Source organism: Sorangium sp. So ce385 (assembly GCF_051474135.1).
GTDB lineage: Bacteria > Myxococcota_A > Polyangia > Polyangiales > Polyangiaceae > Sorangium > Sorangium cellulosum_D.
Map to the genome: position 1 here is coordinate 2,373,981 of NZ_CP150337.1, position 16,224 is coordinate 2,390,204.

Below are 16,224 nucleotides of genomic sequence, written 5' to 3' on the forward strand. Positions count from 1 at the left end.
GAGGATCGCCGCCGGAGCTCGCCCGCGGCGTCGGCGCGGGGCGGGCAGCGAGGAGCCGGGCGGGCCGCCCCGTCGACGCCGGGCGCCCGAGCCGGACCTCGCGGCCGCGCCGAGAAAACGTGGCGTCGGCCTAGACCGGCTGTCGTAGTATCCGCCGCATGCCGCATTCTCTCCCACAGTCCGAGGGCGGTTCCGCTCCGCCCCGGCGCATCGGCACGGTCGCATTCCTCGGGTATGGCCGCTTCGGCGCGGCGCTCGGGTCGCTGCTGGGCGACGCGGGGATCGCGGTGCGCGCGCTCGACCCCGGCGCCGAGATCCACGGCGCCGCGCGGGCCGGCTCGCTCCCGGAGCTCGTGGAGGGCGCGGACCTGGTCCTCGTCGCCGTCCCGGTGCCGGCGATGCGCGAGGCGTTCGTCTCGCTGCGGCCGCACCTCGCGCCGGAGCAGGTCGTGGCCGACGTGGGCAGCGTGAAGACCGTGCCGGCGCGCGCCATGGCCGAGGTGCTCGGCGCCGAGCGGCCCTGGGTGGCGACGCACCCCCTCTTCGGCCCGGCGAGCCTCGCCCGCGGCGAGCGCCCGCTGCGCGTCGTCGTCTGCCCGAACCCGGCCCACCCGGACGCGGTGCGCCAGGTCGCCGCGCTGTTCGAGCGGATCGGGTGTCAGGTGCTGGAGCAGGCCCCGGAGGAGCACGACCGGGTGATGGCCTTCACGCACGCGCTCGCGTTCTTCATCGCGAAGGGCATGCTCGACGCCGGCGTGCCGGCCGGCGCGCCGTACGCGCCGCCCTCGTTCCAGGGCATCGCGCACACGATCGAGACGGTGCGCGTCGACGCCGGGCACCTGTTCGCGGCGCTGCACCGCGAGAACCCCTTCGCGGGCGAGGCGCGCCGCCGGCTCATCAACGCGCTCCTCGCCGTCGATCGCAGCCTCGACATCCCGACCGAGGACGCCGCGCCCGAGGACCTCGCCGCGCTCTCGATCCCGGATCTCGGCTCGCTCTCCCCCGAGCTCCGCGAGACGCGGGAGCTCATCGACGAGCTGGATCTCGAGCTCGTCGAGCTGCTCGCGCGCCGCTCCGAGCTCGTCCAGCGCGCCGCCCGCGCCAAGGCCACGATCGGCGCCGCGGTCCGTGATCCCTTGCGCGAAGCGCGCCTCATGGAGTCGCGCCGCCGCCGCGCCGCCGAGCTCGGCCTGGACGCCGACGGGGTCGCCGAGGTGTTCGAGGTGATCCTCCGGCACTCGCGTTCCTTGCAGGAGCGGCGCTCTTCCACCTAGCCAGTCTGCGCGTCAATTTCGCCTCTCGTGGTTCGGTCGTGTTTCGCGCGGGTTTCCTTCGGGGTCTCTCCCGATTCGCGATCTCCCTCACGGCCTTTCGGAACCTCTCGGGACTTCGCGGAAGGGAAGCGCTCCTTCCGGGGCGCCGCGAAATCCTCTTTCCACGCCGCCGCACTTCGGTGTAGGGTCCGTGTGCGGGGAACATGCAGCAGCATCGGGAGCCCCCTTATTGTCACTGCAGGCCAGCCCTGGGTCGCGGGTACGACAGCGCCTAGATTACGATACGGGCTCGTCAGTGCAGTTCAGGGAGGGCTGGAATGGATCAACGGAGCGGCCATACGCGGGAGGCCGAGCGTTCCGGGGCCGGTCGCGCCGGGAGCGCGGTCCGCGCGCGCTCGACCGCCGCCGGCGGTGCCTCCCGGCGCGCGGGCAGCGGCGCCGGCGGCCGCCCGGTTGAGACGCAGCGCGGCTCCGTCCTCGGCCGCGGCGTCGCGCTGCGCCGCTCGGACCACATCGTCTCCATGGGCCTCCTCGATCGGAACCCTGGAGCAGGCGCGGCTGGCGCCGCCCGAAAGCGGTGGACACAGAAGAGTTCCTGAGGATGCTGCCAGGCTGGCCGCGGCGCTGACGCCGGGCAGGAGGGCAAGGAGACGCGGGATGAGGGCAGAAGTAGGCAGGGTCAACATCCTCGTCGTTGACGACAGGCCTGAGCAGCTGCTCTCCCTGGAGGCTGTCCTCGCTCCGCTCGGCGAGAACGTCATCAAGGCGTCGTCCGGCAGGGAGGCGCTCCGCTGCCTCCTGCAGGAGGAGTTCGCGGTCGTCCTCCTCGACATCAACATGCCGGAGATAGACGGTTTCGAGACCGCGACGCTCATCCGCAAGCGGCGGAGCACGCTGCACACTCCGATCATCTTCCTGACGGCGCACAACGATCGCGTCTATGTCGAGCGCAGCTATTCGCTCGGGGCGGTCGATTACATCATGACCCCGTTCGCCCCCGAGGTCCTCCGCACCAAGGTGTCTGTCTTCGTCGATCTCTTCAAGAAGACACAGAAGATCAAGCTCCAGGCGGAGTCGCTGCGCGCCCACGCCGAGCAGCTCCAGCGGCTCAACCGCGCCGCGCTCACGATCAACTCGGCCCTGTCGCTCGACGCCATGGTCGCGGCGATCACGGAGGCGGCGCGCGACGTCGGCGGCGCCCATCACGCCATGACGCTCGTGAAGCTGGAGAGGCCCGGCGAGCGGGCGCGGACCGCGGTGTCGCTCTCGGAGCGGTACGCCACGTTCCAGCAGGAGGCGCCGCCCTCCATCGCCGGCAAGCTATGCGCCTACGTGTGCGGCAGGAACCGGCCGCTCCGGATGACGCAGCTGGAGCTCTCGCAGCACCCGGAGTGGCTGGACGACGGCGGGCAGAGGCCGCCGCCGCGGGGGTACCTCGCCGTGCCGCTCACCGCGGCCGACGGGCAGAACATCGGGATCATCCAGCTCTCGGACCGGCACGACGGCGAGTTCTCCGACGACGACGAGACGGTCCTCGTGCAGCTCGCCCAGCTCGCGTCCATCGCCATCCAGAACTGCGTGCACGCCGAGGCGCGCGAGGCGAACCGCCTGAAGGACGAGTTCCTCGCCACGCTCTCCCACGAGCTGCGCAGCCCGCTCAACGCGATCCTCGGCTGGACGCACCTCCTGCGCAGCGAGCCGTTCGACGAGCAGCGGGTGTCGCACGGCCTCGATGTGATCGAGCGCAACGTGGCCGCGCAGACGAAGCTCATCGAGGATCTCCTCGACGTCTCCCGGGTCACGACGGGCAAGCTGCGCATCAGCGCGGCGCCCATGGCGCTCGCGCCCGTCGTGGAGATCGCCATCGACGCGATCCGTCCGGCCGCCGAGGCGAAGGGGCTCACGATCGACGTCTCGCTCGACCCCCTCGTCGAGGTGAACGGCGACGCGGATCGGCTGCAGCAGGTCGTCTCGAACCTCACGTCCAACGCCCTCAAGTTCACGCGCCCCGGGGACCACATCCTCGTCTCGCTCCGGCGGGCCGGCGCCTATGCGGAGCTCACGGTGCGCGACACGGGCGAGGGGATCGCGCCGGATTTCCTGCCCTTCGTCTTCGAGCGGTTCCGCCAGGCCGACAGCACGAGCCGCAGGACGCACGCGGGGCTCGGCATCGGGCTGTCGCTCGTGCGGCACATCGTCGAGGCCCACAGCGGCTCGGTCGTGGCCGAGAGCCCTGGGCTGCAGAAGGGGTCGACGTTCGTGGTCCGGCTCCCGCTCCTCGGGGTCGAGCGCAGCTCGCTGGCGACGCCGGCGAAGGAGGGGCGCTCGCGCTCGTTCTCGCCACCGGAGGCCGCCTCCGATCTCGGCGGGCTCCACGTCTTGCTCGTCGAGGACGACGCGGACGCCAGGGAGCTCCTCCAGGAGGTGCTCTCGCAGCACCGCGCCGAGGTGACGGCCGTGGCCTCGGCCAGCGAGGCGCTCGCCGCGTTCTGCGAAGCTCGCCCGCACGTGCTCGTGAGCGACATCGCCATGGCGGGCGAGGATGGCTACGAGCTCATCCGCACCATCCGGCAGCGCCCGCCGCACGCCGGCGGCGATTTGCCCGCGCTGGCGCTGACGGCGTATGCTCGCAAGGAGGATCAGAAACGCGCGCTCGACGCCGGCTTCCACATGCACGCCACGAAGCCGATCGAGCCGGCCGCCCTCGTGGCCGCCGTGGCGAGCCTCGCGGCCAGAGCCCGCGCCGGCGAGCTCGCCTGCCCCTGGGAGCGAGGCTCTGGCGACGAGATCAACCCGTGACGGGCGAAGGGAGCGGAGGGCAGCCGGGCGATCTCCCGCTCTGCCGTTCGGCCGGGGGCGCGCCGTGCGGTGAGCGAGCGTCATTGGTCAGGAGCGCCGTCGCGCCCCTCGCGCTCGCACACGATGCCTGATTCGGAGGCCGCGCCCGAGCGAGCTCGAGCGGGATCGATATCGAGTCTCGTCCGGCGCGCCGGCGCTCATGAGCCGGACAGAGGCGCTCGTCAGGCCAGTCCCGCAGACTCCCCTCCGTAATTTCCCGGACCGCTTCACCTGAGCGGCCTCATCACACGGCCATCCAGGAGGCGGGCAGAACGTCACGACGGCTGCCGCGTCCGGCGCCTGGCTGCCTGAGCCTCCGCGGGCGTCCATCGACAGCGACCACGGGCATGGAGCCCCGAGGCGTGACGAGGGTAGGCCTGGGACTTGCAGCTCACGCCGCGCAACATGTCCCCCTGGGCCAGACGCGGAGCCAGCCCCAACGCGGGGAGCCGGACCAAGCGCAGCGCGCGACCGCGGTCGCGCGCTGCGCGCCGGCGGTGCTCTTTCACGTCGAGCACGCGCGCGCGAGCACGCATGGGCTCAAGGGGCTTCACCTCTGGAGGTTTATCCGTTATAGCAGATGCCGCGTCGAGCGCAGTCGCTCTTCATACTTCACATTCGCTCGAGCACACATCGGCGAATGTGCTTGACCGGCGGGTGCTCGCGGTGGGCCGCGCACATGCAACGATGATGCAGTGAGACAAAAAGCTTGCGTAATCCAGTATGGTGGCCTATCATCCACAATAACGGAATCACCATGTAGCCGACACCGAACCATTGCAGGTGAGAGCGCTCGTGCGGCTTGCGAGCGCACATTCGCGCGATTTTCGGCGTGAATTGAGTTGCCGTGGCGGTGTGGAGCGGTGATCGGCGCGTGGCTGTGCCGCGCGATTCTTTGGGGGGGAACAACCCAAGGGAGAGAACGATACATGAAAGCTTCGATGAGCATCTTTGCGAGCGCGCTGCTGCTTGGCGCTACGATGATGATTGGCGCCGGATGCGGCGATGACGAGGATCCCGGCACCAGCACGACGACCAGCACGACGACCAGCTCGGCGACGACCGGCACCGGCGGCAACGGCGGCGAGGGTGGCGAGGGTGGCGGCACCGGCGGCGAAGGCGGCGAGGGTGGCGGCACCGGCGGCGAAGGCGGCGAGGGTGGCGGCGAGGGCGGCGAGGGTGGCGGCACCGGCGGCGAGGGTGGCGGCACCGGCGGCGAGGGTGGCGCTGGTGAGGGCGGCGCCGGCGGCGAAGGCGCCTGAGCCGAGCGCGCCCTTGATGCGTTTCCCCCTCCCGACCCGCAATGCGGAGGGAGGGGGAGCGATCCCATCGTAGCTCGCAGGGGATCACGGGAAGGCAGGGAGACGGAAGACGCTTTGCGTCCTCCCTCCTTCCCGTGAGATCCGGAGCACCTTCATCTCAGCTCATGGACCTTCCGGCGCCGGTTCATCCGGTCTGGAGGGTCTCTGCGTCTTTCGCCCTCTGCGCTGGTTTCTGCGCGGCGCTGCCGCGCTGCCACGCGCCCTTCGCGCTGCCGCGCGCCGCTTTCGCGTCGCCGCGCGCCGCTTTCGCGTCGCCGCGCGCCTCCGCGCTCCCACGCGTCTCGGACGGAGCCCCGGCGGGCAGCTCCCAAGCTATGCATCATTTGCGGCCGCCCTGAATCCGGCGTCATGGGTTCGTGCCGAGATCTCCATCGCATCGAGCCGGCGATGCGCTGCCTCGGTTCAATCCCGGGGCATGGTCGCCGCGCAGCGGAGGCCAATGGCGGAGTCCGCCGCGGAGACGGTAGGCCCGAGAAGCGGGTGTTCGTCGCGCGGCGCAGAGGAGGGCCGATGTCTGGAAGACCGCTGTCCGACCCCGGTCGAGCGCGCTCCTCCGGCCTTGCCGGAGGGAGCGCTCTCAGGCGAGTTCGGCGGGCCCGCGCCGCGCGACGAACACCCTTCATCGAGCCCGGCGCTTCGGCGCCACCGTGGAGCGGCGCTTCGGCGCCACCGTGGAGCGGCGCTTCGGCGCCACCGTGGAGCGGCGCACCCGCGCCGCGCCGTGGAGCTACCGTGCGTCGCTGCAGCGTCTCAGCTCGCTCCAGGGGCTCTCCGCGTCGCGGTTGCAGGCGCGGAGCTCCTCCGTGAGGCGAGCGACCTCTGCCGCGAGCGCCTCGTTGCATCGCCGGAGATCGCTCGCGGCGCTCTGCACCTCGCGGTGGCGCAGCGCGTTGTTCACGGCCACCGCCGCCTGCGACGCGAGCAGCCCGCAGGGCTCGAGCTGCCCCGCGCGGAACGCCCCGGCGCCCGCGTCGCTCTCCGCGTAGAGCACCCCCGTGAGGCGGCCCTGGTGCGTCATGGCGAGGCACAGGATCGACCGCGGACCGGCCTCGAGCAGGTAGGGATCCTGCGCGAACCGCTCGTCCGCCGCCGCGCTCGCCAGCACGACCGGCTGCTGCGTCTGCGCGACGTGCTGGATGACGCCCGCGGCGAGATCCGACGCGCAGTCGAGCGGCATCGCAGCGTCGAGCCGCACCGCATCGTCTGAGGCGAGCTCGGCCTCCACGCCCAGCGCGCCGTCGCGCGCGAGGAGCAGCACGGCGCGCCGCGCCCCGGTGATCTCGCGCAGCACCCGGAGGAGCCGCTCGAAGAGCCGCTCGAGGACGAGCTCCCCGTGGAGGGCGCGCGAGGCGCGGAGGATGGCGAGCGCATCGAGCGTGGGACGTTGCGTGCTCGCCGGGGGAGCGGCCTCCGGCGGCCGGCTCGCTTGCCCGAAGAGCGTCGTGCGCGCCACGAGGTGTGGGTACTTCCGAGACAGCTGTCGCACTTTGGCCGTCGCACCCCAGCGCAGGTACGCCTCGTGGGCGTCGGTCATGTAGACGTGGGCGATCCGCTCCCTCCCGCTCGCCAGGTGGAACTTCGCGCAGAGCTCGCTGGCGAGCGCCTCGTCGCGGACGAACCCGTTCACCTTCGCCGCCTCGATCGCCTGATCGTAGAGCTTCATCGCCGCGAGCTCCTCGCCGGCCGCGCGCGCGGACTCCGCGCGGACGAGGAGGTGCTTGTGCCGGTAGTTGTCCGGGCATCGCTCCGCCCACTCCGCGAGCCGATCCCGGTAGCTCGGCACGGACACGGGGGTCAGCTGCCGGCCGCGCGACAGCGCGGGCGAGAGCAGCGTGAGGCAGGTGTAGAAGAACACCTCGATCGCGAGGTGATCGTCGACGCGGCCCTGCATCTTCGCCTCGGCGAGCGAGCCCATGCGCAGCGCTCCCTCGTAGTCCTCGACCAGGAAGCAGACCTGCTGGCGCAGCGCGTAATGGATGAGCGCGACGGCGCTGTAGGCCGGCGCCGAGATCTTCTCCTCGTACGCCGCGGCCGCCTCGTCGACGACGGGCTCTGGCGCGCGCGACGCGCCGACCGGCGCCGTCGTGCTCATCAGGTCGTCGAGCGCGCGGCGCACCCCCGTGAGCGCCGCCAGCGCGAGCTCATCGCGGCCGCGCTGCACCAGCGCGAGGGACTCGTCGACCTCGGCCCGCACGGACGCGCACTCGTCGCCGAGCCCGAGGCGAACCAGGGCGGTATGGACGCACGTCTGCGCCACGTAGGAGGGATCGCCCGCCCGGAGCCCGGCCTCGTGGGCTTCCTTGAAGAGATCGAGGCTCGAGAGCAGGTGCTTGGTGAAGACGCTGATGTGCGCCCCGAGCACGAGGCGCAGCCGGCACGAGAGCTCGTCCTGTCCGGCCCTCTCGTTCATCTCGAGCGCGAGCTCGCCGACCTCGTAGGCCTCGTCGTAGCGGCGGAGCACCCGCGCGGCCATCCAGGCGTAGGCCATGTAGCCGTACGGGGAAGCGCCGCCGTGGCCGTGCTCCAGCGAGAGGTTGACCTGCTTGGCCGCGATGAACGTGCAGAGCGGCGGGCAGAGCAGCGCGGCGGGCATCGTCAGCGCCATGAGGAGCCGGAGCGCCGCGCGGACCCGGGCGTCCGACGTCTCGGGCTCGTCGAGCAGGTCCCTGAGCCGGCGCGTGCCGAGCGCGGCGCGCGCCGCCGCGAGCTCGGCGTCCGCGGCCGCCTTCCGCGGCGGCCCGTCCTCGGGGAGGGGGACGCCGAGCATCGCGAGCGCCGTCTTCCCGAGCGCGATCGCCTCCTCCAGCCGGCCTTGCGCGGCGCACACGGCGATGCGCAGCTCGTACGCCCGGGCGCGCTCCAGGTCCGAGCGCGCCTCCGCCGCGAGCACGTCGAGCAGCGACCCCGCGCGCTCGAGCTGTCCGCCGACGTACGCGCACTCGGCCGCCTCCGCGTGCAGCGAGAACGCGAGCTCGGGGTCCTCCTTGAAGCTCCCGTCCGGCAGCGCCGACAGCCCCGCCTCGAAGAAGCCGGCCGCCTCGGAGGGCGCGCCCTGCTCCTTCGCCTTGCGGCCCGCCGCCAGGCTCATCGCGGCGAGCTCCGCGCGCTCGTGCGGCTCGACGAGCGGCGGCGCGAGGGCGCCGAGATCCCAGGAAGCGGCGTCGGGGCGCGCGTCCCGGCGCTTCAGGTACGCCTCGACATCGACCTTCATTACCTGCGCGCCCGGATAGCGCTCGTCAGCCGATTTGCAGAGGAGCTTCATCGCCATCTCCGAGGCGATCGCGGAGGGGCGCCGGCAGCGGGGTCGGAGGTGCCGGCGTGGGTGTCCGCGCGGTGGCCCCTTCGGTCGCTGGGAGCTCCGTCGTGATCGTAGATGGATAGGGGGTCATGGAGGGGGCCATCGTCGCCCGCGACAGCGGGCTCCTCCAGCGGCGCGACGTCCGCCGGAGCCGTGCGTCAGCATTCTACCCCAAGTGGGCAGGGGTGCGCTACTGTGGCAGTGTGCCGGCTTTTCTGGGCTGCGTTCGCCACGCGCGCAGGAGCTCGGCCTCGCGCTCCGGTGAGAGCCCTGCCCGCGGCTTGGCTTGCCGCTCCGGCGGAAGAGTCTTCCACCACGACAAAGTGTCCTTGACCGTTTCCTGGACGGGCCGGAACGTGAGCCCTGCTTTGCGCGCGCGCTCGGTGCTGCGCAGGTGAAAGGCCTGGGTCTCGCCCTCTGCGGGGGCCCAGATCGGCAGGTCGACCGGCTCGCCGCCCGGCTTCTCGAGGAACTTCGCGCTCACCCAGGTGAAGCGCGCGTTTGCGCCGCTGCCGAGCGCGGCCTTGCACGCGTCGAGCAGCCCGCCCATCGTGAGCGGCTCGCCGGGCCCGGTCGCGTTGAAGATGCCAGTCGTCCGGGCCTCCACGACGGCGACGAGCCACGCGGCGAGATCGCGGACATCGATGATCTGGATCGGGTCGAGCGGCGTGCCCGGGGCGAGGACCTCTCCGCCCCGCTCGACGCGAACGGGCCAGTACGTGAACCGGTCGGTGGGGTCTTCGGGCCCCACGATGAACCCGGGGCGGACCCTCGTGACCCGGCCGGGCATCGCCGCCTCGGCGGCCTGCTCGCAGAGCGCCTTGAGAGGGCCGTAGTTCTCGAAGTCCTTGCCCATCGTCTCGACGGTGGGGTCCGCCATCGTCGCGACCGGGGCCGTCTCGTCGGCCCCCGGGGTCGTGTGGCTCGCGTAGGCGGAGAGGCTCGAGATGAACACGTAGTGCTGCACGTTCGGGGCGAGCAGCTCCGCGGACGCCTTGACGATGCGCGGCACGTACCCCGAGTTGTCGATGACGGCGTCCCACGCGCGGCCGGCGAGGGCCTTGAGCCCATCGCCCTTGTTCGGATCCCGATCGCCGTGCAGCTTCTCGATATCGGGGAAGAGGTGCGGCCGCGTCTTGCCGCGGTTGAAGAGGGTGACGGTATAGCCGCGCGCCTTCGCCGCCTCGACCACGGCCGGCCCGAGGAAGCCTGTTCCGCCGAGGATGAGGAGCGTCTTCTTCCCGGAGCTCCCGGAGGACACGGTCGGCTGCGGCGACGCCGGCGGGGCGGGCGCCCGCGCCTGGCCGCCGCCTGGAACGGGCCCGGCGCCGGCCGGAGCGGCCGGGCTGGGCCTCGGCGCCGAGGAGCAGCCGAGCGCAGCCATCGAGCCCGCCGCGGCGGTGAGCGTGAGGAAGTGGCGGCGTGAAGAGGGCATGAAGCGGTTCTATCCGATCGCGCCCTCCCGTCCCAGATGAGTTCGCGCGCCGCGATAGAGGATGAGATTTTCGTACTTCCAAGAACTTTGAAATGGAATGGTCATGGTCCACATCCTGCAGTGTTTCCAGTCTGCCCGCGTCGAGGCGGGCGAGGAGAATGCGGTATGCGGTCTGTCTTGGGGGCGCTGGGCGCGCTCTGCGGCGTCATCTGTGGAGCTGGGTGTGTCTCGGGGGCTGGGGGCGGCGCGGCGGAGGGCGAGCCGGGGCGCGACGGCGTGGATCCGATCGGGGCGAACGCGGAGCACAGATCGCCCGCAGGAATGTGCGGGACGGGGGCAGCGGATCCCGGCGGTGTGTGTCAGGGCGCCGCGGCCCCGCGCGGCGGCAGCATGTCCGGCGCGGGGGGGCCGGGCGCGGCCGCTCGGGCCGAGCCGGGCTGCCGGCGGCGGCCGTTCAGCCGGCAGTTCCCCGCCACGGGCGCGACGTTGCGCGGCTTCGCCATCGACACGGCGGGCAACGCGCTGCTCGCCGGCGCCCTCGAGGGCGGCGCGACCTTCGGCGACACCCGGCTGGAGAGCGCGGGCGCGGCGGACGTCTTCGTGGCGAAGCTCGACGCGTGCGGCAATCCGATCTGGGCCAAGCGGTTCGGCGACGCCGCGGCGCAGGGGGCCATCGACGTGGCCGCGGGCAAGGGGGGGCACGCGTTCGTGCTCGGCGAGTTCACCGGCGCGCTCGAGCTCGGGGCGCACCACCTCACGGCGGCGTCGCCCTGGGGCGCCGATCTGTTCCTCGCGAAGCTCGGCTCGAACGGCGCGACCCGCTGGGCCGTGCAGATCAGCGCCGAGGAGGACTCCATCCTGTCCGGCACGGCGCTCGCGGCGGATGTCGACGACGGCGGCGCGCTCGTGCTCGGCAGGCTCGAGGGGACGGCGAAGGTCGCCGGCGTGCGGATCGAGCGGCGGGCGATCGGCGCCTTCGTCGTCCGGCTCGACGCTTCGGGTCGCGTCGCGTGGGTCAGCCTGCCGCCGAGCGGCGCGGACAGCGAGGAGATCGGCATCGAGGTCGACGACGACGGCAACGCGCTCATCGCGAGCCAGGACGGGCGCGGCACGGCGACGTTCGTGACCAAGCTCGACGACGACGGACGGCTCGAGTGGCACAAGCGGTTCCGCGGCTCGTCGGATCAGCTGGAGATGGCGTTCGATCTCGCCGTGGATCCGGACGGCGCCGCGCTGCTCTCCGGCAGCGGCGTCTTCGGCGAGCCCGAGCTGCCGGGCGGCCCGCGGCCGTTCGTGGCCAAGCTCGACGACGACGGCGACGTGCTCTGGGTGAAGCGCTTCGACGCGCAGAGCCCCCGCCAGGTCACGGCGAGCGAGGAGAGCGTGGTGCTGGCCGGCGATGCGCTGTGCGAGGCGGAGGAGCCGACGTCGTGCAGCGCGTGGGCGGCCGGGCTGAGCCCGAGCGGGGAGGAGGAGGCGTGGACCCAGCGCATCGGCCCCGACGTCCGCATCGTCGGGCTGGAGCTGGACCCGTGGGAGAAGCCGGTGCTCGCCGGGGGGTTCCAGGGCACGATCGAGCTGGGGCGCGACGAGCTCTCCAGCGAGCAGGGCGCGCTCTTCGTGGCCCGGCTGTCCGAGTCGGACTGACCGCGCGGCAGTGCTCGAAATTGAACATGAAGGCGGGAAGGCGGGAAGAAAAGACCAATGATCTTCCTGTCTTCCCGCTTTCATGGGAACTCTCTCCGGGCAGATTTGAGCACCACCGACCGCGCCCGGCGCGCCGGGCCTCTCGCTCGGCGGTGTCCTCGGCCCCTCCGCGCGCCCTGACCCCGCGCAGGCGCTGCTGCCTCCCGCAGGCAGCTGCTGCCTCCTGCACGCAGCTGCTACCTCCCGCAGGCGCCGCGGCGTCGCGCAGGCGCTGCGGCGTCGCGCAGGCGCTGCGCGGGGCGGGCCCGGCTCACAGGCCGAGCGCGCGGCGGACGGCGGCGGCGATCTCCTCGGGGGTGCCGTCGATGTCGACGCGGAGCGCGTCCTCCGGCGGCTCCAGCGCGGCGAGCTGCGTCGCCAGGAGGCCGGGCGGCATGAAGTGATCCGTCCGCGCCGCGAGGCGCGCGGCGATCAGCGCGGGATCGCCGGTCAGGTGCACGAGGCGCATCCGCGCCGGGTCGACGAGCAGCTGCGCGCGGTAAGCGGCCTTGAGCGCCGAGCAGGCGATCACGGCGTCGCGCCCCGCGTCCAGGAGCTGGCGGATGCGCGCCGCGAGCGCGGCGAGCCACGGCGCGCGATCCCGGTCGTCGAGCGGCTTGCCGGAGCGCATCTTCTCGACGTTGGCGGCGGGGTGGAGGTCGTCGGCGTCGAGGAACTCCCACCCGAGGTCGCGCGCGAGGCGCACCCCCACCGTGGTCTTTCCGGCGCCGCTCACGCCCATCACGACCACGATCACGGGCGCCGCGCCCCTCCGGCGGCTCTCTCTCGGGCTCTCCGCATGGTGGGTCGCATCCTATCATGCGCGGCGCCGTGCCCTGCACGCCTGCCGGCGCTCGAACCCCGGCAGGCCGGCACGCCCCCTGCTCTGCCGGGCGCATGCGTAGGCCTCCGATCTCCGCGATCCTGTTGCCATTTTCCCTGATGTCCGCCGGCTGCACCTCCGACGGCGCCGCGGCGGCGAAGCCCTCACCGCAGCCCTCGGCCTCCGGCTGCACCGATCCGGACACCGCGGGCTGCGTCATCGCCTCGGACAAGCCGCGGATCCGCGAGCCCGACGTGCCCCAGGCCGACGCCAAGGAGCTCGTCTCCGGCAACACGGCGTTCGCGCTCGAGCTCTACCGTCAGGTCGGCGCCGCGCCGGGCAACCTCTTCTGCTCGCCGTACAGCGTGTCGAGCGCGCTGGCGATGACGTACGCCGGCGCCCGCGGCGAAACGGCGGAGCAGATGGCGCGCGCGCTGCGCTTCACCCTGCCCGAGGAGCGGCTTCATCCGGCGTTCAACGCGCTCGACCTGGCGCTCGCGCGCCGCGGCGAGGGCGCCGAGGGGCAGGACGGCGAGGGGTTCCGGCTCAAGGTGGCCAACGCGCTCTGGGGACAGGTCGGCTCCTCGTTCGCGCCGTCGTTCCTCGACGTGCTCGCCGAGAGCTACGGGGCCGGGCTGCGCGTCGTCGACTTCGCCCAGGCGCCCGAGGAGGCGCGCGGGATCATCAACGGCTGGGTGGCCGAGCGCACCGAGGACCGGATCAAGGACATCCTGCCCGAGGGCGCCATCCAGCCCGCGACGCGGCTCGTGCTGACGAACGCCATCTACTTCAACGCAGCATGGCAGTTTCCGTTCGAGGAGGAGGCGACCGCCAACGGCGATTTCACGCTGGCGGACGGCTCCACCGTCTCGGTGCCGATGATGACCGGCAACGCGCAGGTCCGCTATGGCGAGGGCGACGGCTACGAGGCGCTGGAGATGCCCTATGACGGCGGCGAGCTGTCGATGGTGCTCGTGCTCCCGTCGGAGCTCGGGGGCTTCGAGGCGGGGCTCGACCGGGAGCGGCTCGATGGAGTCCTCGCCTCGCTCGGGTCGCGGAGCGTCACGATGACGCTGCCGAGGTTCAAGTTCGCGTCGACCCTCGATCTCGTCCAGCCGCTCGCGGAGCTGGGGATGCCCATCGCCTTCTCCGGCCTCGCGGATTTCTCGGGGATGAACGGGCAAGGCGGCCTCTTCATCAGCGGCGTGCTCCACAAGGCCTTCGTCTCCGTGAACGAGGCGGGTACCGAGGCGGCGGCGGCGACGGGGGTGGTCATCGGCGAGACGTCGGCGCCCGAGCCCGCGACCATCCATTTCGACCATCCGTTCCTCTTCTTCATCCGGGATCACGCGACCGGCGCAATCCTGTTCGTCGGCCGGGTGGCGAATCCGTCCGGTTGAGCCGCCGAGCCCGCCGCGCCTCCGGTCGCGGCGGCAGGGGGCGTCGATTTCGACGCTGAGCTCGTCGGGGCATTTCTCCTCTCCGACGACGGAGGGCCGCGCGCCGAGGAACGCGCGCTGCGCCCGCCGTGCTGTGTCATCGAGGCGGCATGATCGCGGAGCTCCCGACCGCCGCCCTCGATGCGGCGTGCCTGCGACGCGCGTGGCATTTTGCCGCGCGACGCCGCCGGGGGCGAAGCGGCGCGCGGGCGCGTCGTCGCTCGTCAGTAGACGCGGGGGATGAGCCGCGCGGAGGTCCGGCGCGCGTAATCATCGTATTCGGGGAAGGTGTCGCGCAGCACGCGCTCCTCGTACCCCATGCGGATGACCTGCAAGACGAGCTCGACCGTGTAGAGCACGAGCGCGGCGATCGATGGATAGAGCACGATCACGCCGGCGCCCTGGATCACCGTCGCGAGGTAGACCGGATGTCGCACCAGCCGGTATGGGCCGCCCGTGACGAGGCGGCGCGCCTCGGGCATGACGCTGAACGACTTGCCCAGCCAGCCGAGGCTGACCAGGGCGAGCGCAAGCCCCGCGACGAGGAGCAGCGTCCCCGTCATCTGGCGGCCGGGCGTCGGCGCAACCTTGGGCAGCCACGCGAGGCTCGCCGGCAGCAGGCCGGCGGCGAGCGCGGTGATGCGCGGCACGACGCCGCTCAGCTTGCGCACCGGGCGGAGGCGAACCAGCGTGAGCGCCGCGACGAGCAAGAGATACGCCTCGGTGGCGAGGAGCGCGGCGAGCGTCGTCCCGTACGTGAGCCCCGCGGGCCCGCGCGAGAGAAACAGGTGAACGTAGATATCCCGCCCGACGAACAGGGCGTTATAGAGCATCAGGACGGCGAGCGGCAGCCGCATCGCGAGGTCGTAGAGCACCGCGCCATTCATTGTATTCCCCCTTACATTGGATGGTGAGAGGGGGCGCGGGCGCGGTCAAGCCGGCGCGGCCTGGTGCCAACTCGGAACCGTCATCGATTCACTGCGGGCGCAGCGCACCTCTGCGGCGGCGAGCCGGGGACGTATGCGTCGCGGGTGGAGGGGAGCTCGGCTCATCCATCGGTCGGGGCGCCGTCGCACTCGCCCATCGCCTGGACGGCGACGCCGGCCATCGCGGCCAGACAGGCATTCGCGTAAGTCCGGTCGTCGCAGCCGCAGACGGGCATGTTCTCCTCCGTGCAGGACGCAGGTCGCTCCTCGCAGACGCCTGCCGCGTCGGCCCAGCCGCACCTGTCATCGAGCGCGTAGCTGCAATAGAGCCCCGTGGCGCAGACGGGCGCGGGGCCGTGGGTGAAGCCGCCGCAGCTCTCCCCGGCCTCGGCGATCGGCGCCTCGTCGGACGCACCGCAGCCCAGCGCCGCGAGCGCGAGGAGCACGCTCAGCCCGTACAATCGTCTCATGGATCACCCTCTCAGGATCAAGGCAGCCCACGGCGCGGCGATCGAGGCGCGAGAGCCGATCTCTCGCCCCAGCGCGCCGAGCACGACATGGTCCGCTGGGGATCGGCGCCCTCGTCCCGCTGCTGGGACTGGCAACGCCGTAGGACGCGGGAAATGCCGTGTCAAGCGAGGCTCGGAAAGGCCGGCTTCGGCGAGAGGACCGGAGAGGCCCAGCGCGCGCCGCGGGGGCGGAGTGGGTTTGGCTGGGCGAGGCGGCGAGCGGGATCGCCGCGCGGGAGGGGGGCGGCTCAGCCGTACCGGAGCTTGAGGACGAACACGGTGCCCGAGAGGACGAACGTGATCGCGTTGGCGATGATGATCGGCACGTCCCCGGTGAGCAGGCCGTAAACGAGCCACAGGCCGACGCCGGTCACGAAGGCCGCGTACATGCCGACCGAGATCGAGCGCGTGTCGTGTGTGCGCAGCGTGCGGAGCACCTGCGGGAGAAAGGAGACCGTGGTGAGGGTCGCCGCGACGAGCCCCAGCGCGGTCACTACTTCTGGATTCATCGGGTGGTGTTTGTCCCTTCGGTTCGCCCCCGCTGCTTCGCCCCCGCTGCATAGAGTAGCTTTCCCCGGAGAGACAGGGAGAGACGGCGGTTTTGTGGACGTGCCGCCGTCGACCGGAGGTGCGAGCCGCCCCCCGGACCGCGGACACCCGCGCTCTCCAGCCTC

At 72.2% G+C, this 16,224-nt stretch carries 11 protein-coding genes; 5 read left to right on the plus strand and 6 right to left on the minus strand.

The window, feature by feature from the left end:
- Window positions 1-158 precede the first annotated feature (158 nt).
- The 3 genes from WME83_RS08810 to WME83_RS08820 all read left to right on the plus strand — a co-directional run bounded on the left by WME83_RS08810 (window position 159) and on the right by WME83_RS08820 (window position 5,374).
- Complete coding sequence (locus WME83_RS08810) at window positions 159-1,274, plus strand: prephenate dehydrogenase/arogenate dehydrogenase family protein (RefSeq protein ID WP_437318815.1); 1,116 nt, start codon at window positions 159-161, stop codon at window positions 1,272-1,274.
- Window positions 1,275-1,931: 657 nt separating this feature from the next.
- Window positions 1,932-4,073: a response regulator gene (locus WME83_RS08815; protein ID WP_437318816.1), complete on the plus strand. Its 2,142-nt coding sequence runs from the start codon at window positions 1,932-1,934 to the stop codon at window positions 4,071-4,073.
- Window positions 4,074-5,041: 968 nt separating this feature from the next.
- Window positions 5,042-5,374 carry a hypothetical protein gene (locus WME83_RS08820; RefSeq protein ID WP_437318817.1) on the plus strand — a complete coding sequence of 111 codons (333 nt, stop codon included), beginning with the start codon at window positions 5,042-5,044 and terminating at the stop codon, window positions 5,372-5,374.
- A gap of 787 nt (window positions 5,375-6,161) precedes the next feature.
- Here the strand turns inward: WME83_RS08820 and WME83_RS08825 are convergent.
- Window positions 6,162-8,696, minus strand: a complete 2,535-nt coding sequence (locus tag WME83_RS08825) for a GAF domain-containing protein (RefSeq protein WP_437318818.1) — start codon at window positions 8,694-8,696, stop codon at window positions 6,162-6,164.
- A 226-nt stretch (window positions 8,697-8,922) separates the two neighbouring features.
- Window positions 8,923-10,167 carry an SDR family oxidoreductase gene (locus WME83_RS08830; protein ID WP_437318819.1) on the minus strand — a complete coding sequence of 415 codons (1,245 nt, stop codon included), beginning with the start codon at window positions 10,165-10,167 and terminating at the stop codon, window positions 8,923-8,925.
- A 165-nt stretch (window positions 10,168-10,332) separates the two neighbouring features.
- On the opposite strand from WME83_RS08830, the gene WME83_RS08835 reads away from it, so the two are divergent.
- Window positions 10,333-11,814 (plus strand): hypothetical protein, encoded by a 1,482-nt coding sequence (locus WME83_RS08835; protein ID WP_437318820.1) that lies wholly within the window; start codon window positions 10,333-10,335, stop codon window positions 11,812-11,814.
- Window positions 11,815-12,124: 310 nt separating this feature from the next.
- Here WME83_RS08835 and WME83_RS08840 read toward each other — a convergent pair whose 3' ends face one another.
- Window positions 12,125-12,610, minus strand: a complete 486-nt coding sequence (locus WME83_RS08840) for a gluconokinase (RefSeq protein ID WP_437318821.1) — start codon at window positions 12,608-12,610, stop codon at window positions 12,125-12,127.
- A gap of 185 nt (window positions 12,611-12,795) precedes the next feature.
- Here WME83_RS08840 and WME83_RS08845 point away from each other — a divergent pair, with 185 nt between their 5' ends.
- The gene (locus WME83_RS08845) at window positions 12,796-14,076 is read left to right on the plus strand and encodes a serpin family protein (protein WP_437318822.1); all 1,281 of its coding nucleotides are present in this window, start codon (window positions 12,796-12,798) and stop codon (window positions 14,074-14,076) included.
- A 263-nt stretch (window positions 14,077-14,339) separates the two neighbouring features.
- Here WME83_RS08845 and WME83_RS08850 read toward each other — a convergent pair whose 3' ends face one another.
- The 3 genes from WME83_RS08850 to WME83_RS08860 all read right to left on the minus strand — a co-directional run bounded on the left by WME83_RS08850 (window position 14,340) and on the right by WME83_RS08860 (window position 16,059).
- Window positions 14,340-15,002 (minus strand): methyltransferase family protein, encoded by a 663-nt coding sequence (locus WME83_RS08850; protein WP_437318823.1) that lies wholly within the window; start codon window positions 15,000-15,002, stop codon window positions 14,340-14,342.
- Window positions 15,003-15,163: 161 nt separating this feature from the next.
- Window positions 15,164-15,511 carry a Kazal domain-containing protein gene (locus WME83_RS08855; RefSeq protein ID WP_437318824.1) on the minus strand — a complete coding sequence of 116 codons (348 nt, stop codon included), beginning with the start codon at window positions 15,509-15,511 and terminating at the stop codon, window positions 15,164-15,166.
- Window positions 15,512-15,798: 287 nt separating this feature from the next.
- On the minus strand, window positions 15,799-16,059 hold the full coding sequence (locus WME83_RS08860) for a SemiSWEET transporter (protein ID WP_437318825.1): 261 nt from the start codon (window positions 16,057-16,059) through the stop codon (window positions 15,799-15,801).
- Window positions 16,060-16,224 lie beyond the last annotated feature (165 nt).

Excerpts from the sequence above, each read along its gene's own strand:
- WME83_RS08810 (WP_437318815.1), top strand. The coding sequence starts at position 159 with ATGCCGCATTCTCTCCCACAGTCCGAGGGCGGTTCCGCTCCGCCCCGG.
- WME83_RS08815 (WP_437318816.1), top strand. The coding sequence starts at position 1,932 with ATGAGGGCAGAAGTAGGCAGGGTCAACATCCTCGTCGTTGACGACAGG.
- WME83_RS08820 (WP_437318817.1), top strand. The coding sequence starts at position 5,042 with ATGAAAGCTTCGATGAGCATCTTTGCGAGCGCGCTGCTGCTTGGCGCT.
- WME83_RS08825 (WP_437318818.1), bottom strand. The coding sequence starts at position 8,696 with ATGAAGCTCCTCTGCAAATCGGCTGACGAGCGCTATCCGGGCGCGCAG.
- WME83_RS08830 (WP_437318819.1), bottom strand. The coding sequence starts at position 10,167 with ATGCCCTCTTCACGCCGCCACTTCCTCACGCTCACCGCCGCGGCGGGC.
- WME83_RS08835 (WP_437318820.1), top strand. The coding sequence starts at position 10,333 with ATGCGGTCTGTCTTGGGGGCGCTGGGCGCGCTCTGCGGCGTCATCTGT.
- WME83_RS08845 (WP_437318822.1), top strand. The coding sequence starts at position 12,796 with ATGTCCGCCGGCTGCACCTCCGACGGCGCCGCGGCGGCGAAGCCCTCA.
- WME83_RS08850 (WP_437318823.1), bottom strand. The coding sequence starts at position 15,002 with ATGAATGGCGCGGTGCTCTACGACCTCGCGATGCGGCTGCCGCTCGCC.
- WME83_RS08855 (WP_437318824.1), bottom strand. The coding sequence starts at position 15,511 with ATGAGACGATTGTACGGGCTGAGCGTGCTCCTCGCGCTCGCGGCGCTG.
- WME83_RS08860 (WP_437318825.1), bottom strand. The coding sequence starts at position 16,059 with ATGAATCCAGAAGTAGTGACCGCGCTGGGGCTCGTCGCGGCGACCCTC.